Source organism: Clostridium sp. LIBA-8841 (assembly GCF_034439435.1).
GTDB lineage: Bacteria > Bacillota > Clostridia > Clostridiales > Clostridiaceae > Sarcina.
In genome coordinates this window covers 559795-585219 of record NZ_JAPCKJ010000001.1, presented here as the reverse complement: position 1 = coordinate 585219, position 25425 = coordinate 559795, and the positions used below count along the sequence as shown (strand labels likewise).

28 protein-coding genes, 1 other RNA gene and 1 riboswitch are annotated in these 25425 nt (G+C 27.7%); of the genes, 25 read left to right on the top strand and 4 right to left on the bottom strand.

All coding sequences use genetic code 11. The annotated features are described in order from the left end of the window. Position 1: 1 nt before the first annotated feature. From OIF33_RS02380 to ssrS, 3 genes are all read left to right on the top strand, one after another. Positions 2-259: a DUF1292 domain-containing protein gene (locus OIF33_RS02380; RefSeq protein WP_322502627.1), complete on the top strand. Its 258-nt coding sequence runs from the start codon at positions 2-4 to the stop codon at positions 257-259. 18 nt (positions 260-277) lie between these two features. Beyond that, positions 278-673, top strand: a complete 396-nt coding sequence (locus OIF33_RS02375) for a hypothetical protein (RefSeq protein ID WP_322502626.1) — start codon at positions 278-280, stop codon at positions 671-673. Between the two features lie 59 nt (positions 674-732). After that, positions 733-930: non-coding RNA, 6S RNA (ssrS, locus tag OIF33_RS02370), on the top strand. A 196-nt stretch (positions 931-1126) separates the two neighbouring features. Here the strand turns inward: ssrS and OIF33_RS02365 are convergent. Beyond that, positions 1127-1315: a hypothetical protein gene (locus OIF33_RS02365; RefSeq protein ID WP_322502625.1), complete on the bottom strand. Its 189-nt coding sequence runs from the start codon at positions 1313-1315 to the stop codon at positions 1127-1129. Positions 1316-1630: 315 nt separating this feature from the next. Here OIF33_RS02365 and OIF33_RS02360 point away from each other — a divergent pair, with 315 nt between their 5' ends. The 3 genes from OIF33_RS02360 to OIF33_RS02350 all read left to right on the top strand — a co-directional run bounded on the left by OIF33_RS02360 (position 1631) and on the right by OIF33_RS02350 (position 3841). Next, the gene (locus OIF33_RS02360; protein ID WP_322502624.1) at positions 1631-1843 is read left to right on the top strand and encodes a hypothetical protein; all 213 of its coding nucleotides are present in this window, start codon (positions 1631-1633) and stop codon (positions 1841-1843) included. A gap of 209 nt (positions 1844-2052) precedes the next feature. After that, entirely contained in the window at positions 2053-3360 is a 1308-nt protein-coding gene (locus OIF33_RS02355) for a murein hydrolase activator EnvC family protein (RefSeq protein ID WP_322502623.1), read from the top strand. 118 nt (positions 3361-3478) lie between these two features. Continuing rightward, entirely contained in the window at positions 3479-3841 is a 363-nt protein-coding gene (locus OIF33_RS02350; RefSeq protein WP_322502622.1) for a hypothetical protein, read from the top strand. 167 nt (positions 3842-4008) lie between these two features. Here the strand turns inward: OIF33_RS02350 and OIF33_RS02345 are convergent, their stop codons facing one another. After that, positions 4009-4662, bottom strand: coding sequence for a TVP38/TMEM64 family protein (locus OIF33_RS02345; RefSeq protein WP_322502621.1), 654 nt, complete (start codon positions 4660-4662; stop codon positions 4009-4011). Between the two features lie 101 nt (positions 4663-4763). On the opposite strand from OIF33_RS02345, the gene OIF33_RS02340 reads away from it, so the two are divergent. Next, a complete protein-coding gene (locus tag OIF33_RS02340; RefSeq protein ID WP_322502620.1) occupies positions 4764-5033 on the top strand; it encodes a hypothetical protein in 270 nt (89 codons plus the stop codon). Between the two features lie 239 nt (positions 5034-5272). Next, positions 5273-6274 carry a polysaccharide deacetylase family protein gene (locus OIF33_RS02335; RefSeq protein WP_322502619.1) on the top strand — a complete coding sequence of 334 codons (1002 nt, stop codon included), beginning with the start codon at positions 5273-5275 and terminating at the stop codon, positions 6272-6274. A gap of 38 nt (positions 6275-6312) precedes the next feature. On the opposite strand, the gene OIF33_RS02330 is transcribed toward OIF33_RS02335, so the two are convergent. Further along, entirely contained in the window at positions 6313-6612 is a 300-nt protein-coding gene (locus tag OIF33_RS02330) for a hypothetical protein (RefSeq protein WP_322502618.1), read from the bottom strand. A 246-nt stretch (positions 6613-6858) separates the two neighbouring features. On the opposite strand from OIF33_RS02330, the gene OIF33_RS02325 reads away from it, so the two are divergent. The 15 genes from OIF33_RS02325 (at position 6859) to OIF33_RS02255 (ending at position 19511) form a co-directional block, all read left to right on the top strand. After that, the gene (locus OIF33_RS02325; RefSeq protein ID WP_322502617.1) at positions 6859-7809 is read left to right on the top strand and encodes an ABC transporter permease; all 951 of its coding nucleotides are present in this window, start codon (positions 6859-6861) and stop codon (positions 7807-7809) included. Further along, entirely contained in the window at positions 7802-8764 is a 963-nt protein-coding gene (locus OIF33_RS02320; RefSeq protein ID WP_322502616.1) for an iron chelate uptake ABC transporter family permease subunit, read from the top strand. Before OIF33_RS02325 ends, OIF33_RS02320 begins: the two co-directional genes overlap by 8 nt. Next, positions 8764-9519: an ABC transporter ATP-binding protein gene (locus tag OIF33_RS02315; protein ID WP_322502615.1), complete on the top strand. Its 756-nt coding sequence runs from the start codon at positions 8764-8766 to the stop codon at positions 9517-9519. The genes OIF33_RS02320 and OIF33_RS02315 overlap by 1 nt, the downstream gene beginning before the upstream one ends. Positions 9520-9546: 27 nt before the next feature. After that, complete coding sequence (locus OIF33_RS02310) at positions 9547-10506, top strand: siderophore ABC transporter substrate-binding protein (protein WP_322502614.1); 960 nt, start codon at positions 9547-9549, stop codon at positions 10504-10506. Between the two features lie 111 nt (positions 10507-10617). Next, complete coding sequence (locus OIF33_RS02305) at positions 10618-11265, top strand: alpha/beta hydrolase (protein WP_322502613.1); 648 nt, start codon at positions 10618-10620, stop codon at positions 11263-11265. A gap of 35 nt (positions 11266-11300) precedes the next feature. Next, on the top strand, positions 11301-11744 hold the full coding sequence (gene msrB, locus OIF33_RS02300; protein WP_322502612.1) for a peptide-methionine (R)-S-oxide reductase MsrB: 444 nt from the start codon (positions 11301-11303) through the stop codon (positions 11742-11744). 16 nt (positions 11745-11760) lie between these two features. After that, a complete protein-coding gene (locus tag OIF33_RS02295) occupies positions 11761-12060 on the top strand; it encodes a DUF6483 family protein (protein ID WP_322502611.1) in 300 nt (99 codons plus the stop codon). A 52-nt stretch (positions 12061-12112) separates the two neighbouring features. Next, positions 12113-12919 (top strand): RelA/SpoT domain-containing protein, encoded by an 807-nt coding sequence (locus OIF33_RS02290; protein WP_322502610.1) that lies wholly within the window; start codon positions 12113-12115, stop codon positions 12917-12919. Positions 12920-13187: 268 nt separating this feature from the next. Beyond that, positions 13188-14888: an MFS transporter gene (locus OIF33_RS02285; protein ID WP_322502609.1), complete on the top strand. Its 1701-nt coding sequence runs from the start codon at positions 13188-13190 to the stop codon at positions 14886-14888. A 46-nt stretch (positions 14889-14934) separates the two neighbouring features. Next, positions 14935-15038, top strand: a riboswitch (TPP riboswitch). 123 nt (positions 15039-15161) lie between these two features. Then, positions 15162-15356 (top strand): sulfur carrier protein ThiS, encoded by a 195-nt coding sequence (gene thiS, locus OIF33_RS02280; protein WP_322502608.1) that lies wholly within the window; start codon positions 15162-15164, stop codon positions 15354-15356. Positions 15357-15442: 86 nt separating this feature from the next. Then, positions 15443-16258, top strand: a complete 816-nt coding sequence (thiF, locus tag OIF33_RS02275) for a sulfur carrier protein ThiS adenylyltransferase ThiF (RefSeq protein ID WP_322502607.1) — start codon at positions 15443-15445, stop codon at positions 16256-16258. A gap of 177 nt (positions 16259-16435) precedes the next feature. After that, complete coding sequence (locus tag OIF33_RS02270; RefSeq protein WP_322502606.1) at positions 16436-17200, top strand: thiazole synthase; 765 nt, start codon at positions 16436-16438, stop codon at positions 17198-17200. 12 nt (positions 17201-17212) lie between these two features. Further along, on the top strand, positions 17213-18316 hold the full coding sequence (gene thiH, locus OIF33_RS02265) for a 2-iminoacetate synthase ThiH (RefSeq protein WP_322502605.1): 1104 nt from the start codon (positions 17213-17215) through the stop codon (positions 18314-18316). 38 nt (positions 18317-18354) lie between these two features. Beyond that, a complete protein-coding gene (locus OIF33_RS02260; protein ID WP_322502604.1) occupies positions 18355-18936 on the top strand; it encodes a thiamine phosphate synthase in 582 nt (193 codons plus the stop codon). 146 nt (positions 18937-19082) lie between these two features. Continuing rightward, on the top strand, positions 19083-19511 hold the full coding sequence (locus tag OIF33_RS02255; protein ID WP_322502603.1) for a DUF3783 domain-containing protein: 429 nt from the start codon (positions 19083-19085) through the stop codon (positions 19509-19511). 45 nt (positions 19512-19556) lie between these two features. Here OIF33_RS02255 and OIF33_RS02250 read toward each other — a convergent pair whose 3' ends face one another. Next, positions 19557-20420, bottom strand: a complete 864-nt coding sequence (locus OIF33_RS02250; protein ID WP_322502602.1) for a ComEC/Rec2 family competence protein — start codon at positions 20418-20420, stop codon at positions 19557-19559. 438 nt (positions 20421-20858) lie between these two features. Here OIF33_RS02250 and OIF33_RS02245 point away from each other — a divergent pair, with 438 nt between their 5' ends. Further along, a complete protein-coding gene (locus tag OIF33_RS02245) occupies positions 20859-24146 on the top strand; it encodes a M14 family metallopeptidase (protein WP_322502601.1) in 3288 nt (1095 codons plus the stop codon). Between the two features lie 280 nt (positions 24147-24426). After that, positions 24427-25389 carry an acetylxylan esterase gene (locus OIF33_RS02240; RefSeq protein WP_322502600.1) on the top strand — a complete coding sequence of 321 codons (963 nt, stop codon included), beginning with the start codon at positions 24427-24429 and terminating at the stop codon, positions 25387-25389. The last annotated feature ends 36 nt before the right edge of the window (positions 25390-25425 follow it).

Sequence of the window (25425 nt, the reverse complement as noted above, 5' to 3'; positions counted from 1 at the left end):
TATGGAAGAAAAACAAATAATGGCCTTCAGAGATGAAGAGGGAAATAAAGTTGAATTTGAAGTTGTTGCTAAGATATATTTAGGAGAAAAAAATAAAAAAGAATATATAGTTCTTTCACCAGTAGATGGTGAAGGAGATGAAGCTGATGATTTTGTTTTTAGAGTTGATAAAGTAAATGATTCAGTTGAGTATAACTTAGTTGAAGACGATGAAGAATTTAGATTAGTAAAAAAAGAATATAAAAAATTATTATATTAAAATAAAAAGGGGGATATTATGGATAAGTACAGGATAATAAATTATTTATCTACCAATGGATTAACAGAAGTAGAAGAGGTTTCTTCTGAAGATAACAGATTGGCCCTTAAGTTTTATTATGATTTTGAAGATATAGAAATACAGGGAGCTAAGGCTTGTGCAAATGATGAAACAGATTATGAAGAGGATAGTAATCCATGGATAGTGGAAGGAGTTATTCCATATTTAGATGATATAGCAACAGATAATGTTGAAGAGATTCTAGAAGAAATTATGGAAGAGTTTGAAATTATAGCTAAGGCTGAAGGATATGAAATTGATGCTACTAATTATTCAGGTAAGCAATTCATAGCTGTATTTTTACCTGAAGATGAAGAATTAGAAGTAGATGAAATATTAGATGAATTAAGGTAAAAAAATTTTAAAAAATCAAGGTTGATTTTTAAAATTCTTATGTTATAATAAAAACATAATCAATCCTGAGATGTACGCGAAGCTTATTAATTTTAACCTACATGTTAAATACGGGATTTGCAAAATAGCTAAGGAAATCGGACTTCAAGTTTTTAACTTCACTTTTGTGACAGAAGATGGTCGAGTTAGTTTGAGTAGAACCCACCTGCGAGAGGCAGGTATAAAATTGTAAGTGTGACGGCATATTTGGGAATATAATTGAGTTTGTTTAAAGGTTCAACTTCTGAAGTTGAACCTTTTTTTCTTATGAATAGGTATAATGTATAAGTAGCTTTAATTTAAGAATCTGTTTTAAATCAGTGTTAATTTTTAGATAGGTCTGAACGGCTAGCTAAAAATTAACATTCACCTAAAATATAGACTAATTAAAAAAGTAGCTTGTTTTAAGCTACTTTAAAGAATGAATGTATTTTTCAATTTTTCTTTCATAGTGAAAAGATTACTTTCTAAAGCATCTACTTTTCTAGAATATATTTCTCTATCCTTAGGATTTAAATTTTTACTTAGTAAATCATTATAATAATCAATATCTCCCATTAAGGATAGGATTTCTAATGTATAATCCCACGCTGATTTGCTCATAAAAAACCTCCTAAAATTAAAATACTAGTAATAGTATAGAAAAAATAGGAGATTTGGTGAATCATATTAAGAATTTTAAATTTTCCTTATTTTTTCAGAGCCAAAGAAAAATTTAAATTTATCAATGATATTTATATTAGAACTTTTAATATTAATCAATCTTTTCTAGTTACTTAAAGTAAAATAACTATAACATTAAATAGGAAAAAAGCTTTAAAGAATAATATATATTTTAATAATCACTTTAATATATTAGAGGCTATGTGTATAATATAATTATGAATAAATTATTAAATTAAATAAGGAGATAGACATATGAGTAAGGAAATAAGTAATAAAGATAAAGAAAATATAATAACAAGAATATATAAAAGAATGAAACAAGATTTTAAACAAGAAGAATTTGATACTGAAGTTTCATTATCTGAAATGGAAGACAGTATAAAAAAACATTACTTAAAAGAAGGTAGTAAGTACAAAACATTAGAAGAACTTATTGAAGATGAAATTTCAAATGAAAGATTCTAATTCGTAAGTAGGACTATATAAAAACATGCTTTCAAATATAAGAAAGCTGGTTTTTATATAGTCTTTTTGAAATTAAGGTTAAATAAATGTTAACAATGTTTATAGTGTATACTGGCTATATTAACAAATTTATCTTTATAGTGTATAATGTTTTGGTATGTAGTGTTTTAGCAAAATAATATATATAAAGAGATAGGTGAAGAAATATTATGAACAGAAGAAGACTAACGGCTGTTATACTTAGCATAACAATGATTTTTGCTGTTTCAATAAACAGTAGTAATATTGTACAAGCTAAAACAAAAGAAGAAGCACAACAAGAAATTGATAATAATAATAGCAAAATAGATGGGCTTAAAGATAAGAAGGATGACATAAATTCTGAGAAAGATAAAGCTCAAAGTAAAATAGATGAAATACAAAATCAAATAGCTGAAAAAAATAAAGTGCTACTTAGTTCACAAAAGAAAGTAGATGAATATAAAGGGGATATTGATTCTTTAAAGACTAGTATAAATAATTTAGAAACTCAAATTAGCGATGTTCAAAAGAGTATAGATAAGAAGAAAAAAGAAGAAGAAGCAAAAGAAGAAATACTTGCTAGTAGAATAAGAAGTGCATATAAGTCAAATTTAAGTAACCAATTTTTATACATAATGCTTGAATCAAAGAATGTAGGGGATTTCATAAGTAATGTATCAAATATAAAATATATTGTTGATACTGATAATAAGTTAATAAATGACATAAAGAAAGTTCAAGACGAACTGAAAAATGAAGAGAATAAATTAGAAAGTCAAAAAACAGATTTATCAGATCAAAAGTCTAGATTAGAAACTGAAAAGAAAGAATATGACACTTTAGTAAGTCAGTATGAATCTCAATTAAAAGAATTAAATTCATTAGAGGCACAAAAACAAGCAGAAATAGATAGTTTAAGCCAAAAAGAAAAAGATGTATTAAATGAAATAAATAGTTATCAAGAAGACAATGCAAATCTTAAAGATTATATAAATAATTTAATAAATCAAAATAATAGTAGTAAGGCAAATGATAATACTAATAAAAACAATAGTAATTCAGGATCAAACTCAGGAAGTAATGGAAGTTCAGGTGGAAACACAAATACTTCAAGTGGATTTATGAGACCAGCTCCAGGTGGAGTTACAGATCCATTTGGTCCTAGAACACATCCAGTAACAGGAAAACAAAGTGTGCATACAGGCGCAGATTTAGGTGCACCTTATGGAACGCCTATATTGGCTTCAAAGTCAGGTACTGTAGTTGAAGCAGGATGGAATACAGCTTATGGTAATATGGTTATAATAGATCATGGTGATGGTACAAGCACTTTATATGGTCATTCATCTAGCCTTGCCGTACAAGCAGGTCAACAAGTATCACAAGGACAAGTAATAGCCTATGTAGGATCAACTGGATATAGTACAGGTCCACACCTTCATTTTGGAATAATGATAAATGGTGAATGGGTAAATCCTATGAATTACATAAGCTAATTTAAAGGAAGTGTATTAAAGTTAAATTATCGAAGAAAACTATAAAAGACTTTCTTTGAAGTTAATTTTTAATACACTCCTTTTTGTATATAATAGATTTTAGTTTGGAGATGATAAAATGAAGGTTTTAATTGTAGTAGGCATAGTAATCTTAGCAATAGGATTATTAGTTGAATCATTGCTTAATGTAAAGGCTGCTTTTAAGTGGTTCTCAAAAAATTCAAATGGGCAAGTAGGAAAAGATTTTAATGCTGATTTTAAAAATCAATTCAATAATATGCCTTTAGATAAAAAAGAGGATTTTATAGAATCTTTATCAGGAAGTGAGAAAGATTTATTTAAAGAATATTTATCTTGTAGTAAAGAGGAGGAAAAGGAACTAAGAGATAAATTAGACGAAAAGCATGTTTTTAATATGTTTAATAGATGGGCAAGAAAAAATAATATACCTACACTAAATATGAGTAGTTATAAAAATTAGGCATTGTTTTAAGTTAATGTTGATTTTTAACTAGCTACTCAGACCTAGATGAAAATGAACATTAGTTTAAAACGGAGCCAAAAATTAAAGTAAAAAATAGCTATATCAAAGTAAAGATTAAACTTTGATATAGCTATTTCTATTTTATACAAAAGAAAGTTTAAATATTAATTTTCTTTAGATAGATGTTTATTGATATAAATTTTCTTTAGGAATAAAGATACTATTATAAATAAAATTAGTAAGCTTACTGATAAATAGATGCTTTCTTTATTAAAGCTAATCCATTGAGCTCCTAAATTTACGAAGACAAGTATCCCAGGAATTGTTCCTATTAAAGTTCCTAAAACAAAATCTTTATATGATATTTTAGTAAGACCAGCACCGTAACTTATTAAATCAAATGGAAATAAAGGTATTAGTCTTAAAAGTAAAATCATTAGAAACCCATTATCTTTTAGAAGGTTTTGAATATTTTTTAATTTATCATTTTCTAGCTTTTCTACAAAAGATTGTCCTAATATCCTAGAGATAAAAAAAGAAATACTTCCACCTATTAAAGCTCCTATGCTTGTATATAAAAAACCTCTACTTAACCCAAAGAGAGTTCCCCCTAAGATAGCTAATAGAGAGTCTGGGAAAAAGGTTAATGGTACTAGGGAGAAGGCTATTATATATATTAATGGAGCAAAATAGCCAGAATCTAAAATTAAGTTCCTCAAGGTATTTATGTTTATTATATCTTTATTCATAAAGTAGAACATGATTAATATAAGTACAATTATGAATAGGGAAATAAAAATTTTGTGAAATTTTTTCATTATTAACCATCCTTTATATTTATTAAGCACTTTTTATTGTAAAATAAAATTATAGGATTGTAAAACTCAATTAAAATATAGTTTTGGTAAGGAGTGAGAGGATGCTAAATGGAGATTTTCTTATAAGTTTAATAGTTGTTATATGTCTTATATATCTTCTATACATATGTTATTGCAAATATTTAGAAAATAAACAAATATACCTTAAGATTTTAACTATATTTTTAATGATAGAAGTAGTGAGAAGAACTTTTATTTATGGAAAGATCAATAGCCGTTTAATAAGTGGTATTTCTTTGATTCAATTAATACTTTTACTAACTTCAACAATAGTATATGGAGTTATGTATTTTAAAAATAATTTAAGCTAACTAATAAAAAGAGAGGATAAACATTGATATTTTAAGTTTATTCTCATTTTTTATATTGGAAAATATATTCAATAGTGATATATAATAGGGATTGAGTTTGATTTTAAAATATTAATATTTATTTAAAAAAATGTAACTGTTTTGAAATGATAAAAATTAAGTTTTAAAAGATAATTATATAAGTGGACAAGTGGATTTATTCTAAAGATATTTAAATGAAGTTAACATAGGAGGAAATGATGAGCAAAGGAATATTTTCAAAAAAAAGAAGAAATTCCAAGAGAAATGATTTTTTAAAAATCTTTTTAGGAGTTTTAGGAATTATAATTTTATTATGGGCTGGTACAAAAGTTGTTACAATGATAGGAAATAGTTCAGCTAAAAGCAAAAGCTCAACTAGTCAAGAACAAGCTGATAAGGTTCAGGAGGCAAAACCTAATCCAGATGATGTAATGCCAGGTATGAATATTACATATGAAGCGGACAAGTATGCAGTTGATGCTAAAGATGTTCAAGAAATGGCTGATGGTACATATAAAGGTGATGGTAAATATGTATTTTTAACCTTTGATGATGGTCCATCAAATTCAACAGAAAAGATATTAAATATATTAAAAGAAAAGGATGTACATGCAACATTCTTCGTTTTAGGTAGTAGTATAGAAAAAGACTCTAAAAGACAAGAGTATTTAAAAGAAGAATTAAAGGGTGGAAATGCTATTGCAAATCACAGTTATAGTCATGACTTCAAAAAGCTATATCCAAATAATAAGTTAAATATAGAAACTTTTATGAATGAGTTTAATAAGACTAATGATATAATGAAAAGTATTTTAGGAGAAGAATTTGATTGTAGAGTACTAAGAATGCCAGGAGGGTATGGTACAAGAAAATATTATAAAGATCCTTCTCTTCAAAAATTTGATAATACATTACAAGAAAATGGAATAGTAAATGTTGACTGGAATGCATTAGATGGTGATGCAGAAGGAAAACCATATTCTACAGAAGAAATGCTTAACTATGTTAAGAAAACATCAAAAGGAAAAAATCATGTAGTTATTCTTATGCATGATGCAGCCGGAAAAGAAAAGACTGTAGAAATATTACCACAAATAATAGATTATTATAAAAGTGAAGATTATGAATTTAAAGTTATAAAAAATACTTCAAAGTCAGGAGCAGATAATAATAAAGCTCAAAATAATACAGAAGAAACAAATACAGAACAAAGTAAATAAAAATAAAGCATCATTAGAAAAATACTAATGATGCTTTATTATTTTTTATTTATATTAATTTTCCACTTCCAAAAAGCCTCATTAGTTAATTCATATATATGCTTTTTCTCTTTAGCTGTAAATTCTTTGCTTGAAAAAATATCTTTAATTTCTTTTTCAACTAATTCTAGATAAATTTTTTTCTCTTGAAACTCATCATAGATTTCTTTTGAAAAATCTTCTTCTAAGTTTTTCTTCTTTTTTGAATTTCTAAGCCAACTACATTGTTCTTTAAAATGAATTTCAGAAATCATCTTATTATTTTTTACTTGAACTTCTTTTAAGTCGTCAATATTCATGAGAAACTCCTTCCTAAAAATAGAGATTATAGTATATATTCTGCTATTTACTAAGATTTCCTTTTAAATAAAAATAAAATACAAAAAATTCCTGTTTTGTGTATAAATGATTACTAATGATAATAAATAGTTAACGAGATTGATTATGTATTGACTATGATAATTATTATCATTAGAATGATAAAGTGTAAGGAATTAAAGGTTAATTTTAACATAGGAAATTTAATTATTTAAGGAGTTTAATTTATGAAAAAGAGATACTTAATATTAGCTTTAATCATATTATCATTTGTATCAATTTTCATAGGAGTTTATGATATTGGGTTTAAAGATATATTGGCTGGAAATACAGACAAGATAGAAGTGCTTTTAATAAGTAGATTACCAAGACTTTTAAGCATAATATTTGCTGGTGTAGGATTAAGTGTATCGGGAGTTATAATGCAACAAATAAGTAATAATAAGTTTGTATCTCCTACAACGGCAGCTACAATAGACTCAGCGAAGTTAGGAATTTTATTTGCTACTTTACTATTAGGATCTGTAACTCTTATGCAGAAGATGATATGGGCTTTTATGTTTGCAATGATAGGAACCTTTATTTTTATGAAAATTCTAAAAAAGATAAAGTATAAGAATGCAGTTTTTATACCTTTACTAGGTATTATGCTTGGAAATGTAATAGGTGCTATAACAGACTTCTTAGCTTATAAGTTTGATATGGTACAAAATATGAGTTCTTTCATGCAAGGAAGTTTTTCAGGGGTGTTAAAAGGTAATTATGAACTTATGTATTTAACAGTGCCTTTAATGATAATTGCATTACTATATGCTAATAAATTTACCATTATAGGTATGGGAGAAGATATATCAAAAAACTTAGGTTTAGATTTTAATAAGGTAGCTAATATAGGTATTTCAATAGTAGCTATGGTATCAGCTTTAGTTGTAATAACTGTTGGAAATATTCCTTTTGTAGGACTAATAGTCCCTAATATAGTTTCTCTAAAGATGGGAGATAATTTAAGCAAAAATATATGGCATACAGCTTTATTTGGAGCAATATTTGTTCTTGTATGTGATATAGTTGGAAGACTAATGATTTATCCTTATGAGATTCCTATAAGTGTAACTGTAGGAACTGTTGGAAGTATAGTATTCCTTTATCTTATTTTTAGGAGGAACAAAAATGAATAGGACAATTTCAAAAAGTGATAGAAAAAAACTAATATTATTAGGAGTTATAGCCTTATCAGTTGTACTATTGTTTTTATTTCAAGGATTAAATAAGAATAATTGGGATTACAATATTTCCAAAAGAGTACCAAAGGTTATAGCAATAATTATAACAGGAGGGGCAATAGCATATTCCTCTATGATATTTCAAACAGTTACTAACAATAGAATTTTAACTCCAAGCGTATTAGGCTTAGATTCCTTGTATGGATTTGTACAAACTTTATCTGTATTTATATTTGGTACAAGTAGCGTTGTAATGTTAAATCATAAAGTTAATTTTGGAGTATCAGTTTTATGCATGATAATTTCAAGTTTGATTCTTTATAAATTTATGTTTAAAAAGAGTAATAATATTTATTTCTTGTTATTAGTGGGAACAGTACTTGGAACCTTATTTAAGACATTATCAACGTTTATGCAAGTATTAATAGATCCAAATGAGTTTGAAGCTTTACAAACTAGCTTATATGCAAGTTTTAACAATGTGAATACAGATATATTATTTATAACTATAGTTATTGTATTATTAATATTTGCTTTTATGTATGACGATATAAAGAAATTAGATGTTTTACTTTTAGGAAGAGAAAATGCTATAAACTTAGGAATAAATTATGATAAATTATCTAAAAAGATTTTAGTAGTTGTGGCTATATTAGTATCAGTATCTACTGCTTTAGTAGGTCCAATAACATTTTTAGGGATATTAATAGTTAATTTATCCTATGAGTTCTTTAGTACTTATAAACACAGTGTACTCATAGCTGGAGCTTCTCTAATGGGGGTAATAGCTTTGGTAGGTGGACAGTTTATAGTAGAAAGAATATTAAACTACACAAGTACAGTTAGTATAATTATAAACTTTATAGGTGGAGCATATTTCTTATATTTATTGTTAAAGGAGAGTAAGTAATGATAGAGATAAAAAATTTAAGTAAAAAATATGGTAATAAATTTGTTGTTGATGATGTGTCCTTTAATATAAATAAAGGAAAAATAACATCTTTTATAGGACCAAATGGAGCAGGTAAAAGTACTGTTTTATCTATGATTTCTAGAATCATGAGTAAAGATAAGGGTGAAGTCATCATTGATGGGGTTCCTTTAGAAAAGTGGAATGATAAAGAACTAGCAAAGAAAATAGCAATACTAAGACAATCTAATAACATAAATGTTAGGCTTACCATTAGAGAGTTAGTTAGTTTTGGAAGATTCCCTCACAATGAAGGAAGGCTTACTAAAGAAGACGAGAAACATATTGATAATGCAATAGAGTATATGCAACTTAAAGATATAGAAAACAGATATTTAGACGAGCTTTCAGGTGGACAAAGACAAAGAGCATATATAGCAATGGTAATAGCCCAAAATACTGAGTATATTTTGCTAGATGAGCCATTAAATAACTTAGATATGAAACATTCAGTTAAGATGATGAAGGTTTTAAGAGGATTAGTAAATGATTTGAACAAAACAGTAGTAATAGTTATGCATGATATAAATTTTGCATCATTCTATTCAGATAATATAGTGGTATTAAAAGATGGTAAAATTGCTAGAAATGATGATACATCTAAGATAATTAGCAAAGAATTCTTAGAGGATATATATGAAATAGATTTTGAAATTAAAAATTTCAATGGAAATAAATTATGTGTTTATTTTTAATAAAATAAAATTTAGGAGGATATATATATGAATAAAAAGGTTTTAGCTATAGTAGGGATAAGTATAGCCTTAGTGGCAGGAGGCTTTGCTCTTTTTGGAGGAGAGAAGGACAAAAACACGGCATTGGCTGCAAAGGAAATGGTGAAGGTATCAGATAGAAAAGGGGAAATTGAAGTACCTAAAAACCCAGAAAAAGTAGTTGTTTTAGATTATTCATCATTAGATATAATTGACGAAATGGATAAGGAAAGCACAGTTGTAGGATTACCTAAAGGTAGTTTACCAGAATACTTAGATGAGTATAAGGGTGATAATTATAAAGATTTAGGTTCTTTAAAAGAGTTTAATATGGAAACTATAAATGAATTAAAACCAGATCTTATAATAATAGAAGGAAGACAAGAAAAACATTATGATGAGCTATCTAAAATAGCACCTACATTATTTTTAGGGGGAAATGGTAATAATCATTTTGAGTCATTAGAAAATAATGCAAAGACATTAGGTATAGTTTTCGGTATGGAAGATTTTGTGGATAATAAAATAAAAGATATAAATACTAGAATAGAAAATATAAATGCAAAAACTTCTAATATGGATGAAAAAGCTTTAATTACAATGGTTTATGATGGCGAAATAAGTGCTTTTGGTAAAGATTCAAGATTTAGTACTATTCACAAAGAATTTGGCTTTAAGGAAGCAGATGAAAATATAACAACTGAAAATCATGGACAAACAGTTTCTAATGAATATATAGCAAATATTAATCCTGGATATTTATTTGTAATAGATAAGGGCATAGTAGCAAGTAGCAAGCAAGAACCTGCTAAGGGTATAATTGAAAATGAATTAGTACAAAGAACAGATGCATATAAAAATGGGAAAATAGTTTATTTAGATACGAAGGCTTGGTACTTAGGTGGGCCAGGATTACAATCAACAGATGTAATGTTAACAGAAATGGAAAATTCAATAAAGGACATTTAATAGAAGAGAGTGATGTTTTATTAAGGTTTTACTTAATAAAACATCATTTTTCTTTCTTGAAAAAATTTCGTATATAATTATATAATAGAATTTAAAAAGAAGGTGCGAAAAGTGAAGAGTTTTAATATAGAGAAACAATCTATGTGGAAATGTAGAACCAATAATAAATTAATTTGCAATGAAAGTGAAACTTTGGTTATCTTATTACCTGGATTAGGATATACCTTGGATAAAGCAATACTGGATTATTCAAAACAATTAGTTCTAGACTTAAATTATGATTGTTTAGGAATAGAATATGGATTTCAAGTTAGTAGGGAAACTTTCAATAGACATGATGAAGAGGACATTAGAGAATTATTCTTGGAAAGCTTAGATGTTGTTTTTAGTGCTTTGGAATTTAGAACAGGAAAATATAAAAATATAGTTATTATAGGAAAAAGTTTAGGTACAGTATTACAAAATAAAATAGGTGAGGAAATTAAAAAGGTTTATAATATAGAGGTTAAAAATATTTATTTAACTCCTATAAATGAAACTTTTAAGGATAACATAAACAAAGAAAGTTTAATAATAACAGGTACTAAGGATGCTTTAATATCTTCAGATAATTTGGAGAAAATAAAAGAAGAAAAGTTTAATGTTTTAGAAATAGAAGATGCAGGACATTCTCTGTGTATAAAAGGAAATGTATTAGAAAGTATTAGAGCCTTAGAACTAATAATTAAAGTTATAAAAAATTATCTTGAAAAAATTTAAGTAATGAAATTAAATTTTTAAATGGAGTGATTATTTTGAAATATGCAAAGAAAGAAAAAGAAGAACTAAAGAAGCTTTTAAAAGATGAGGAGTACTATGTTACTCAAGAAAATGGAACCGAAAGACCTTTTACAAATGAATATTGGGATTTTGATAGAGAAGGAATATATGTTGATGTAGCAACTGGAGAACCCTTATTCACTTCTAAGGACAAGTTCTTTTCTTCATGTGGATGGCCTGCTTTTTCAAAACCAATAGATAGAAGTATAATAAAGGAAAAGATAGATAAAAGCTATGGAATGATTAGAACAGAAGTTAGAAGTAGATTAGGCGATTCTCATCTAGGACATGTATTTTGTGATGGACCAGAAGAGTTAGGTGGATTAAGATATTGTATAAATTCAGCCTCACTAAAATTTATTCCAAAGGAAGAACTAAAAGAAAAAGGGTATGAAGAATATTTAGAGATATTTAAATAGAAAAGTAGGTGTTAAAATGGGATTTTTATTAAATAAAGATGGAGAAAATGATTTTCTTTTGGCTGATACTTATTCAAAAGATGATATATTTTGGATAACTTTAAGAGGATTAATATCTAAGGGAAAAATTGATGAAGCAGAAGATATGCTTTTTAGAGAGGCTGAGAAAAATCCTTCTATGGAAGTTTATGAAATAGGAGAGAAGATGTATAGCTTATTAGATAAAAAGAGTGATGAAGAGCTTAAACAATATAATTTTTCTAAGGAAGAAATAGCCTTGGGGTTAGAAGATTTAAAGAAATTAATAAAAAAGTAAGGATTATTGAGATTTAATATATAGTACTAAATTAAAATAAGGGGAGGTAATTATGAGAAGTTTAAATAAAGAAAGTTTTCTCCAAAAATATCCTCATGTAGAAGAATACATAGAAAAGAATGATATTAATTTTGAAGATTTACAAAAAATATTTTATGACTTTGTGAAATATGAAGAGTCTTATGAGAATCAAGCAGATTTCATAGCGAATATATTACGTTCAAATGAAAATGTTCATTCTGTAAAATCAAGAATAAAAAATCCGGAAAGATTAATTGAAAAAATAATAAGAAAAACAGAAGATAGAAAAGAAAAATATGGTGAACATTTTTATTTTAATGTTGAAAATTATAAAAATGAAATAACTGATTTGATAGGTATAAGGGTATTACATATATTTAAAGATCAATGGAAGGCAATACATGATTTTATAATAAAGACATGGAATGTAATTGAAATAACAGCTAATATAAGAGATGGAGATGACAGAACTATATTTGATAATTTAGGTATTGAAGTTATATCAAGACAATCAGGGTATAGGTCTGTTCATTATCTTGTGGAGTGTTATCCAACAAATCAAAAGGTTATTGCAGAGATTCAAGTAAGAACTATTTTTGAAGAGGGATATGGGGAAATTGACCATAGGCTTAGATATTCTCATAATGAAATACCTGAAATATTAAAATCAAATCTATTGCTTTTTAATAGAATTGTAGGAAGTGCAGATGAAATGGCTTCATTAATCAATATGTTGAATAATAGTTTAGATAATAAGGATAATTACTATGAAAGTAAGTTAAGAGAAAAAGATGAAGAAATAAGAAAATTAAAAGAAAATATTGAACAAATGAAATAATAGAAAGCTACCTTGATGAATAATTAAGGTAGCTTTATTTTAAAATTATATATGAACAAAATATTAATTAATTATTAATAAAGTTAAGGAATATAACTGTTTGTTTGGGATTTTAGAAGAATTTGGGGAAATTTACTCTTTGATTTTATAAACTTTAAGGAGTAATATGAACGTAGTTCACTGTGTTTTTTATTAATAATATTTAAAAAATAATATTAATAAAAGGCATAGTAAGGACAAGTTTATAGTTTAAGAAAGGGTGACGATTATGAAAAAGAAATCAGTTGGAATCACTATGGCTGTCTTCTTACTAGGAATATTCATGGGGGCTATTGATTCAGGAATTGTATCACCAGCAAGAGATATAATAGCTGATGGATTAAAGGTTTCACAGGATGCCAGTGTTTGGGTTATAACAATATATACCTTAGCATATGCAGTATCAATGCCTATCATGGGAAAACTTTCTGATAAGTTCGGAAGAAAAAAAGTGTACATGGTCTCAATAACTTTATTTGGACTAGGTTCTTTATTATGTGGAGTATCAGATTATGTAAATAGTTATGGATTCTTATTATGTGCAAGAGTAATAGAAGCTATAGGTGGTGGTGGAATAATGCCAATAGCTACAGCTTATATAGGAACATCATTCCCAGTTGAAAAAAGAGGTTCAGCTTTAGGAATGATTGGTGGAGTATATGGAATCGCAACAGTAATTGGACCAACTTTAGGTTCAGGAATACTTTCTATTTTTGGTGATAAAAACTGGGGATTTTTATTCTTAGTAAATGTTCCAATAAGTATAATAATATTACTTTTAGCAACTAAATTAGAAGAGAATACTTCTGCACAAGGAGTTAAGAAGTTAGATATATTAGGTTCAGGAGTATTAACTGTATTAATTTTATCTTTAATGTATGGAGCTACAAACTTAAAATTCTACGATTTTATGGACTCAATAAAATCATTAGATGTTTGGCCATATCTTTTAATATTTGTAATATCAATTCCTGTATTAGTTTGGGTAGAAAAGAAAGCAGAAGATCCAGTAATAAACTTATCCTACTTTACTAATAAGGAAATAGCGATAACTTTAATATTAAGTTTCGTTGTAGGATGTGGATTAATGGCAACAGTATTCATTCCTCAATTTAGTGAAAATATATTAAGAACACCTATGGGTAGTGGTGGATATATAGTTACAATATTTGCAGTATTTGTAGGTATAGCAGCACCTTTAGGTGGTAAATTTATTGATAAAATAGGTGTTAAAAAGGTATTAATAATAGGTATGAGTTTAGTTATAATAGGAAACCTTTATCAAGGGTATATAACAACTAAACATCCAAGTATGGTTAACTTAATAATAGGATTAGCTATTATGGGATTTGGTTTAGGATTTTCTATGGGAACACCAATAAACTACTTAATGCTTAGCTTAGTACCTGATAATGAAGCTACAGTTGGACAATCAGCAGTATCATTAGTTAAATCTATAGGTATTGCAGTATCACCAAACATACTTATTAACTTTATATCAGATGCTGGAAGAAGAGTACCAGATGCATTACAAAAAGTTATGCCTCATGTAGATGGAATGTCAAATATTATGGCAAATGGTGGAGGATCTTCACACGTTGCAAATTCAATGGGAAATGCAAGTGTTACTAATATATTCAGCATTATAAAGGATATGGTGCAATCACAATTTGCATCATTAGGTGACAAGTTTGCTAATAATCCTCATGTAAATATAGATATGATTCAAAAATCATATATGCAAAGCTTAGATGGGGCTAAAAATGCTATAGAAACTACATTCCAACAAGTAATGAATACAGGATATACTAAATTATTCTTAACATGTGCTATGATAGCTTTAGTTGGATTAATTTTAACACTTATGTTAAATAAGCAATTAATAAATATGAAAAATAAAAAAATGGAAAGCGTGGAAAAAACTAATTGATAAAAAATGTTTTTTGAGTTATGATGAATAAAACAAATAAATTTTAAGATATTGCTAGGGGTGCTGTAAAAGGCTGAGAGGGATTTAATATCCTAACTCTAATAACCTGATTTGGTTAATACCAACGTAGGGAAGTATATTTTAAGTTGTGATTTTTCATATTAGAAAATATTATTATGATTAATTAGAAAATATATTTTAAAAGGTTTAGCAATATTGCTAAACCTTTTTTTGTTGGTATAAAGCGGTATTTAAAGGGAAAGAGGTGAAGATATGATTGTTAATGGAAAGAAATTAAATAAAGAAAACCTTAATACAGTTTCTGATTTATTAGAAAGTTTAAATGTAAATAGAAATAGAGTGGTTGTGGAACTTAACAAAGAGATAATTAACTCTTGTAGTTATGATGAGATTTTATTAAATCATGAAGATATAATTGAGATTATTGCATTTGTTGGTGGAGGTTGATTAATAAGAATTTAAGAAGTTTAAGAAAATAAAAGTTGGTTGAAAGTAAAAGAGAGAAAAAAGAGAAAAAGATATAAGGAGCCTTTATGAAGATAAAGATTAATGAAAAGTGGAAAGAGGTTGAAGAAAATTGTACAGTCTATTCTTTAAGGGATAAAGAATTAAATGATGCTGATGTTATAGTTTTAAATGGATTTCCACTTGGAGAAGATAAAGAGTTAAAAGATGGAGATAGAGTTGTTTTTATTAAAAAAGGAATTAAGCCTAAGAAAGAGGAATTAGAAGAATTAATGGTCTCAAGACATACACCAGGTATTCATGAAAAACTTAAAAAACTTAAGGTTTTAATAGCTGGATGTGGGGGGCTTGGATCTAACATTGCTATTTCTCTAGCAAGACTAGGTGTTGGAAATATAAGATTAGTAGATTTTGATATAGTAGAACCTTCTAATCTAAATAGACAGCAATATTATATTGACGATATTGGAGAGTTTAAGGTGTCTGCATTAAAAAGAAATTTAATGAGAATAAATCCTTTTATAAAAATAGAAGATTTAAATATTAAACTTTCTGAGGATAATATGGAGATTTTAAAAGAAGCTGACATAATAATAGAGGCCTTTGATAATCCAGATTATAAAGCTTTATTAGCAAACTATGTTTTAAGTAATATGAAAGAAAAATACTTAATTTCATCTTCAGGAATGGCAGGTTTTTATGATTCAAACTTAATAAAAACAAAGAAGATAACAGATAAATTTTATATTTGTGGAGATTTAGTAAATGAAGCTAAAGAGGGATGTGGACTAATGGCTCCTAGAGTTTCTATATGTGCAAATCATATGGCTAATTTAGTTATAGATATAGCTGTTAATAAAATAGAATTTGTTAAGAAAGACTAAACTAAAAGGTTATATTTTAAGTGAAGTTTGATTTCTAGAAATCAACATTAGTCTAAAACAGAACCAATTAAAAAGAGTTTATAAATATATTTAGTGATAATTATAAGTTTTATTAACTAACAATTTCATATATGATTTTGAAAAATTTACAAAAAAGAGTAGAAAAGGGGAATTTTTATGGACAAGTTAATAATAGGTGGAGTAGAAATAAAAAATAGACTTTTTGTTGGAAGTGGTAAATATCCTTCAAATGAGATAATAAAAGATGTATTAGAGGGAAGTGGATCTCAAGTTATAACTTTAGCATTAAGAAGAGTGGATCTAGATAATAAGGAAGAGGATATTCTTCAAAACATACCAAAGGATGTAATATTATTACCTAATACTTCTGGAGCTACTAATGCAGAGGAGGCTATTAGAATAGCTAGAATAGCAAGAGCTATGGGGTGTGGAAATTGGATAAAAATAGAAGTTATATCAGACTCTAAATATTTACTTCCTGATAATGAAGAAACTATAAAGGCAACTAAAGTATTGGCTGATGAAGGCTTTATTGTACTTCCTTATATGTGTCCAGATCTTTATGCAGGTAGAAGGTTAATAGAGGCAGGAGCAGCAGCTGTAATGCCACTGGGAGCCCCAATAGGAAGCAATAGAGGTTTGAAAACTAAGGAACTAATTCAAATAATGATAGATGAACTAGATATTCCTATTATAGTTGATGCCGGAATAGGAAAACCATCCCAAGCCATGGAGGCTATGGAAATGGGAGCGGCGGCATGTTTAGTTAATACTGCCATAGCATCTTCTAAAAATCCTATAAATATGGCAAGAGCTTTTAAAATGGCAGTAGAGGGTGGCAGATTAGCCTATGAATCTAAAATGGGAAGAGAATCAAAATTTGGAAATGCTTCATCTCCACTTACTGGATTCTTAGATTAGGAGATGATTGAATTGAGTTTTTATGATGTAGTAGAAAAATATAGAGAGTTTGATTTTTATGGATACTTTGATTCCGTAAAAAGGGAGGACGTATTAAGAAGTATTTATGAAAGAAATAAGAGCCCAGAGGATTTACTTAATTTAATATCTCCAATAGGAGAAGAAGTTTTAGAAGAAATGGCTCAAGAAGGAAGAGAACTTTCTTTAAAATATTTTGGAAGAACTATATTACTATATACACCAATGTATATCTCAAATTATTGTATAAATAAATGTTCATATTGTGGGTATAATGTAGAAAATAAAATATGTAGAAAGAAGTTGAACCAAGAAGAGATAGAAAAAGAGGGAGAAGCTATTTCAAAGGATGGTTTTAAACACATTTTAATATTAACTGGGGAAAGTGAATATCATACTCCAGTAAATTATATAGAAGATAGTATTAGAACTTTAAAGGAGAAATTTCCGTCTATAACTCTTGAAATATATCCAATGACAGAAGAAGGATATAAAAGAGCAGTAGAAGCTGGCGCAGAAGGGCTTACTGTATATCAAGAGACATACGATGAAAAGACATATGATAAGGTTCATGTAGCAGGACCAAAGAAAAACTATAAATTTAGGTTAGAGGCTCCAGAGAGAGGAGCTAAGGCTGGAATGAGAAGTATTAGTATAGGTGCATTATTAGGATTAGCTGATTTTAGAGTTGATGCCTTCTTTACAGCGATGCATGGAAGATATTTAAGAGATAAGTATCCTTATATAGACATAAGTTATTCATTGCCAAGAATAAGACCCTGTGAAGGGGGGCTTAAAAAGTTAAATGAAGTTAATGATAGGGAACTAGTTCAAATACTCTTAGCTTATAAGCTGTTTGATCCCCAAGGGGGAATAAATATTTCGACTAGAGAAGAGAAGAATTTTAGAAAGAATTTAATTCCTTTAGGAGTAAGTAAAATGAGTGCTGGAGTTTCTACTGCTGTTGGAGGACATTCTTTGAAAGAAAAGGGAACAAGTCAATTTGATATAAATGATGAGAGTTCTGTAAGTGAGGTTAAAGAGTTAATAAAGAGTCAAGGATATCAACCTATATTTAAGGATTGGCATAGATTCTAGATTAAACTTGTAATATTTAAGTAAAATGGTGATTTTATATGTTTTTAATAACAAATAGAAATTTAGTAAGTGAGGAAAAATATTTTAATACTATAGAAAAGTCAAGTAAATATGGTGTTAAAAATATAATTTTAAGAGAGAAAGATTTAAAAACAGATGAATTAATAAAGATATATAAGAAGATAAGAGAGTTAGTTTCTGAAGAGACAAAGATAATAATAAACTCTAATATTGAGGCAGTAAATATCTTGAAAGAAAAGTTCATTCATTTAAGTTTTAATGATTTTAAGAGAAATTTAGAAAATATTAAATCCTTAGATGTTGGAGTATCTATTCATTCTATTAATGAGGCTATGGAGGCTGATAGATTAGGAGCAAGCTATATACTCGTGTCTCCTATTTTTGAAACTAAATGTAAACCTGGAGCAATTCCTAGAGGAAGTAAGTTCATAAAAGAAATTAGAGAAAAAGTAAATTGTACTGTAGTGGCTTTAGGAGGAATAAATGAAGAGAATTTCAAGGAAGTTTTATGTGCTGGTGCTGATGATTTTGCATGTATGTCTCTTTTATTTTTGAGTAATAATATAGAGGAGTGTTTAAATAGTTTCAATAAGATTTAAATGATAATTTAAAATTTAATATATTTGATTAGCTAAAAATTAGTATTAATTTAAAACATAATTTTAGATTATATAATTATTAATTTAAATATGATATAATTGATATTAAATAATAATTATAATTTGTTATTAAAGGAGAATTAATTATGTCATTTGAAAGAATAGATATTTCAGATAGAAGTGAACAAGAAGGTAGAAGTTGTGTAATTCTATATAACTTTGGAAATAAAGAATTAAAAAAGATACAAAACTTTGCTAGAATAATGGGAATAAAAGATCAAATAGTTTTAAGCTCTAAAAATGGAGAAGAAACTATAAAGAATATATTAGAAGATAAAATGGAAAGCAAAGAAGGGGAAGGCGTTAAGGAAAGAGCCATAATATTTAATGCTACAGCTCCAGGAAAAGTGCATATATTTTTAGAAAACTTAAAAAAGGTAGGAATACAAAGACCATTAGTTGCAATGGTTACAGAAACATCTATTAATTGGACTATTGATGTTTTAGTTAAGAATTTAATAGCTGAAAGAAGAGCTTTAAAATCAGGTGATATGACTACTCATGAAGAAGCTTAAATTATAAGGAATTAAAAGACACTAGTTAAAAACTAGTGTCTTTTTTTATTTGTTAAATACTATATTTTTTCCGTCTGAAGTCAATATTATTTCGCCATCTATATCAGTTCTAAAAGTTTTTATATTATACTTTTTGATTATATCTAAAGTTTCTCTGTGAGGATGTCCATATTTATTATCTTTAGCACAGCTGATTATTCCATACTTTGGAGAAACAGCTTCAATGAAGGCAGAGCTTGATGAACTACTTGAACCATGATGACCAAATTTAATGACATCAGAATCAAGAGAATCTTTATATTTAGTTAGAGCTTCATTTTCAGCAATTTTTTCTGCATCACCAGTAAATAAATAAGATGTTTTATCAAAGTTTAATTTCATTATAGGTGAATAGTCATTAAGTTCTTCATAATTTGAGTTTTGAGGAGTAAATACTTCAAAATTAGCTCCATCTCCTAAGTCTATAACCATGCCACCTTTTAGTTCATTTATTTTTAATCCTTCATCTTTTACTGCTTTAACAAGATTTTCGTACGTTTTAGTTGTATGTGTAACCTTAGGAGAATAAAAGCTCTTAACTTTGTATTCTTTAAATACGTCAACCATTCCCCCTATATGATCTTCGTGTGGATGGGTTGCAATAACTAGTTCAAAGTCATCAATATTCTTAGCTTTTAATTGTTCAAGAAGTTCTTTAGAATTGCTTCTTGGACCAGCATCTATTAAAATATCATTTCCATTTACATTTATATAAGCTGCATCCCCTTGTCCAACATCCATGTATGAAATCATAAGCTTTTCATCATTAGGTGACTTAGAGTTTTGTGTTAAATCTATTCCAAAATATCCACCAATAAGAACAATTATAATTCCAATAATTGAGCTGATTATTTTTTTCTTTTTATCCATGTACTAATCTCCTTAATTTTATATATTGATGAGAAAGAAAATCATCAATAAGAATTATAATTTAATATGTATTTTAATAGATGTACATTATTTATATTAAGAGTAAATTTTTTAATAAAATTAAAAATATTTTTACTGAATTTGGAATTTTTTAAAGAAGATGATTTATTTTAAAAGCACATTTTACTGTATATTTATATATAATGTTCATCATATATAAATATACAGTATTTGGTGAATAATTATTCGTTGTTTAGCAATATGAAATTTTTAATGTTCTACTAAAAGTAATCAATACAATGTTATGTTTTAAATGATATAAAAAGTTTATATTATATTTATGCAATATTTTCTTGAAAAGTGAATAAATATACAATATAATAAATTTTGTAAAAGCAATAAGCAATAAATATACAAATAAATAAAGGGGGCAAAGAAATGAAAAATAATAAGTTGAAGACTATTTTAGCAGGGGCAATATCTTTTAGTCTTTTACTAAATAATTTTATTATTAGTGTTTCAGCAGAGGAAGTTTTGGAAGGAGAAAATGTAGTCATTTCAGAAGAGATTAGAAGTAATAATGGGGATTATGATTCTAATGAAACTTTAAATGAAAATGAGGAAAAAGAACTTCTAGTAGAGGAAGAGGAAAATAAAAATATTGCTGAGGGAATAATCTTAAGTAATAACTTAATATCTATGACTGATGAAAGAGAGATTGAGGTAGAGGTTGAGTTTAAAAATAACATTCAAGTTGAGAATTTAGTCTGGACTCTTGGGGGCAAAGAGTTTGAGGAGTGGAAAACTTGGAATATAGAAGATGGAACTTATACAGGTGAAAATTATATAGAATTTCTTGAGGAACCAGTAGTTGAAGGAAATAAGCTTAAGGCTACTTTAAAGTTTAAGCTGTTATATGGAACAGAAGATGCTTCAAGATATAGAAGAGAATTTCCAAAGTTAATAGGGGATTATGAGCTTGAAATCAATGATTCAGTTTCAGGTGAGAGTAAAAAAACATCAATGAAGTTAAATGTGTATGATAGTTATAAAAAATATGATGAATTAAAGCCAGCAGTAGATGAAATATTTAAAAATGCTAGAAAAGATATATATTTAGAATATGAAGTTTTGGGACAATCTGTAGAAGGAAGAGATATGCATTTTGTTATTATGGCAAAGGATAAAGTTTCTGTTGATAAGTATTTAAATGAAATTGTACCACTTATGAATGATAATCCTGAGAAACTTCAAAGTATGATGAAGGATGGAAGTTTAGGGGATTATAAAGTTCCAATGTTTATAAATAATATTCATCCAGATGAAACTCCAGGAGTTGATGCTCAGATAGAAACTCTAAAAAAACTAACCACAGAGGAAAATATAACTTATAATGTGGCAATTGATGATAAAAATCTTCAAGGTGGAACTAAGGAAGAAACATTAAATATTGATGATCTTTTAGAGGATGTTATAATTCTTTTGAATTTAACAGAGAACCCAGATGGAAGATACTATAATAAAAGACAGAATGCAAATGGATTTGATTTAAATAGAGATAATGGGTATCAAACACAAAAAGAAACTAGAATAGTTGTAGAAGAAATTGCTAAGTGGAATCCTATAAGCTTTTTAGAATTACATGGCTTTGTATCAGGATTTTTAATAGAACCTTGTACTCCACCTCATGATCCAAATTATGAGTATGATTTATTAGTAGATAAAATGCTAGAACAAGCCAATATATTTGGTAAAAGTGGAATTGCTAATAGTAAATATGATAGTTATCTAATTCCCTATGAAGACTATGAGACAGGATGGGATGATGGCGGTCCATCATATACACCGGTTTTTGCAATGCATCATGGTTCTTTAGGACATACAATCGAAATACCAGAGCTAAATGAAGAGAGTGTTAATGCTTTAGTTTATGGACTTTTTGGTTCAATGAATTATATCCAAAACAATAAAGATGAATTATTTTTAAATCAGTTAGAATATCTTGATCGTGGTATTAAGGGAATAGATGCAAAGGAGACAGTGGATAAATATCTTGTGAATCAGGCAGGCGAATCAGTTGGAAGACCAAGAGGAGATAATGAAAACTTCTTCCCTGAATATTATGTTTTACCAGTAGATGATGAATTACAAAAAAACGTATTAGAAGTTTATAATATGGTTGAACATCTTTTAAGAAATGGGGTTAAAGTTGGCATTACAACTGAGGATGTAGAGATAAATGAAACAAAATATCCAAAGGGAAGCTATATTGTGGACATGCATCAAGCTAAGAGAGGATTAGCTAATATGCTTTTATATGATGGATATGATGTTTCAGATTTTGATGAAATGTATGCAGAAATTGTTGTTAATTTCCCAGCTCTTAGAGGATTTGATGAATATGAAGTTAGACAAGCTGATGTATTTAAAAACAAATATGATACTGTAAAAGATGTGAAAAAACCTATAACTATTTTTGAAGATGGAGATGAGGTTGTTTTAGAAAATACAAGTACAGATACTATAAAGGCTGTAAATAAACTTCTTGAAAATGGAGAAGAAGTAGAAGTCATTTTAAATTCAGGAGATGATTTTTCTAAGGGAGATTTTTTAGTCGAAGTTAATGATCTTAAAGAATTATGTAATGAATATTATTTAGAAGTGGAAAAAGCTAATGAGGAAATTAAGAGTGAGACTTTAGAGAAACCTAAGGTTGCGAATATTGGTTCAGCTCAAAGTACATGGATTTTAAAGGAACTTGGATTTGAATTAGTTCCTGTTGATGATGCAACTATAATAGTAGATGATTATGGAAATGCTACTTTAGATTATCTAAATGAAGATAAGGATTATTTAGGAATAGGAATGTGGTCCTTAGATGCTGTTAAAAGTAGTAATATAATACCAAAATTTGATTATGAAACAACAGATCAATATGGATATCATGAAGGGTTAGTAAAAGGAATTTATAACTTAGATAGTGTAATAACATCTGGATATGATGAGGAAGAACTAATATATACAGCTAACGGAGCTTGGATTTCAAGTGTTTCAGAGAATGCTAAAGTGCTTGGGAAAATAAGCGATGAAGAGGATTTCTTTGTTGCTGGATGGTGGCCTAACAATGAAAAAGCAAAGGGAAAGGTAATGGCTTTTACGGAAGAGATAAATGGGAAAAATGTAACTTTATTTGCTGATAACTTAATGAATAAAGCCCATCCTCAGCATAAATATAGATTAATTTCTAATACGATATATTCTTCAACTTATGATGAAAATAAGGACATAACACCTCCAGAAATAAAAATAGAAGGTGTTGAAGATGGAAAGACTTATGATAAACCTGTAACTCCAATAGTTACAACAGAGGAAGGCGCTAAACTTTATATAGAATTAAATGGAGAAGAATGGGACGGAAAGTCTATAGAGAAATCTGGAGAATATGTTTTAAGTGTAGAAGCCGAAGATGAGGCTGGAAATAAAAATCAAATTAAGCTTTCATTTAAAATAAATATACCAGAGGATGATTTAGATGATGAAGGTGATGATGATTTAAATGATGATGAAAACAATGGTGGAAATGACGATAATATTGAGGATGAGGACAAAAATGATTCTTTGCCACAAACAGGAGTAGAACTTGGCAGAGAAGGAGTAATTCTTTTAGGAGTTATATCAACTCTTGGAGGATGTTTCTTAAAATTTTCTAAGAAAAGAGAAGAATAGATAGATTTAAATTAGTTTGTTATTTTATGTTAGTTAGGAAACTCTATTCCTAACTAACGTTTTTTTAGGTGATTTTAAGATGAAAAATCTTTATTATTAATATAGAAAATAGAATTTATAATTCAATATTTGAAAAAAATACAATTTAATGGTAAAATTTAGATGTTGGTTAAACGTTTAAATAAGATGCTGATTAAAAGTTTAGCTCTAAAATAATTATTTATAGGGGAAAATAATTATTTTTATATTATAGGTTTATGGGAGTAGGGGGAATATTATTATGCCAATGTTAGATATGTCTTTAGAAAAGCTTTATGAGTATAAAGGAGTTAGTCCTTTACCTAAAGATTTTGATGAATTTTGGGATAAGCAGTTAAAAGAATTGGATAACTTAGATGTTAAGGTTGAAATGAAAAAGGCTGATTTTCAAAGTCCTATAGCTGAATGTTATGATTTATACTTTAATAGTATAGATGGAGCGAAGATATATGCTAAATTTATGAAACCTAAAGGGGTTAAAGGAAAAATGCCAGCATTACTAGAATTCCATGGTTACCAAGGAAGAAGTACTGATTGGAGCAATAAACTTCATTATGTAGCTAGTGGAATGTGCGTAATATCTATGGATTGTAGAGGACAAGCTGGTTTATCAGAAGATGTTGGAGGGGTTAAAGGAATTACAGTAAAAGGACACATAGTAAGAGGATTAGTTGAAGGAAGAGAAAAATTATTATTTAAAAATATATTCTTAGATACTGTAGTTCTTGCTAGAATTATAATGAATATGGAATGTGTAGATGAAGATAGAGTTATTACTACAGGAGGATCACAGGGAGGAGCATTGTCTTTAGCCTGTGCTGCTTTAGAAAATAGAATTAAAGGAGTATATGCATATTATCCATTTTTATGCGATTATAAAAGAGTGTGGTTTATGGATTTAGGCGGGGAAGCTTATGATGAGTTAAAAAGATATTTTAAATTCATAGATCCAAATCATGAAAATGAAGAATATGTCTTTAATACTTTAGGATATATTGATATAAAAAATATGGCCCATAGAATAAAAGGAAAGGTAAATATGGCAATAGGCCTAATGGATGATATATGTCCTCCATCAACTCAGTTTGCAGCATATAACAATATACTTTGTGAAAAAGAACTAGTTTTGTATCCTGATTATGGACATGAGCCTTATTTGCCGAAATTAAATGATAGGATATATCAATGGGCAATAAATGTTTAAATTGAATATTATTTTATTACTGATATAATTATGTAT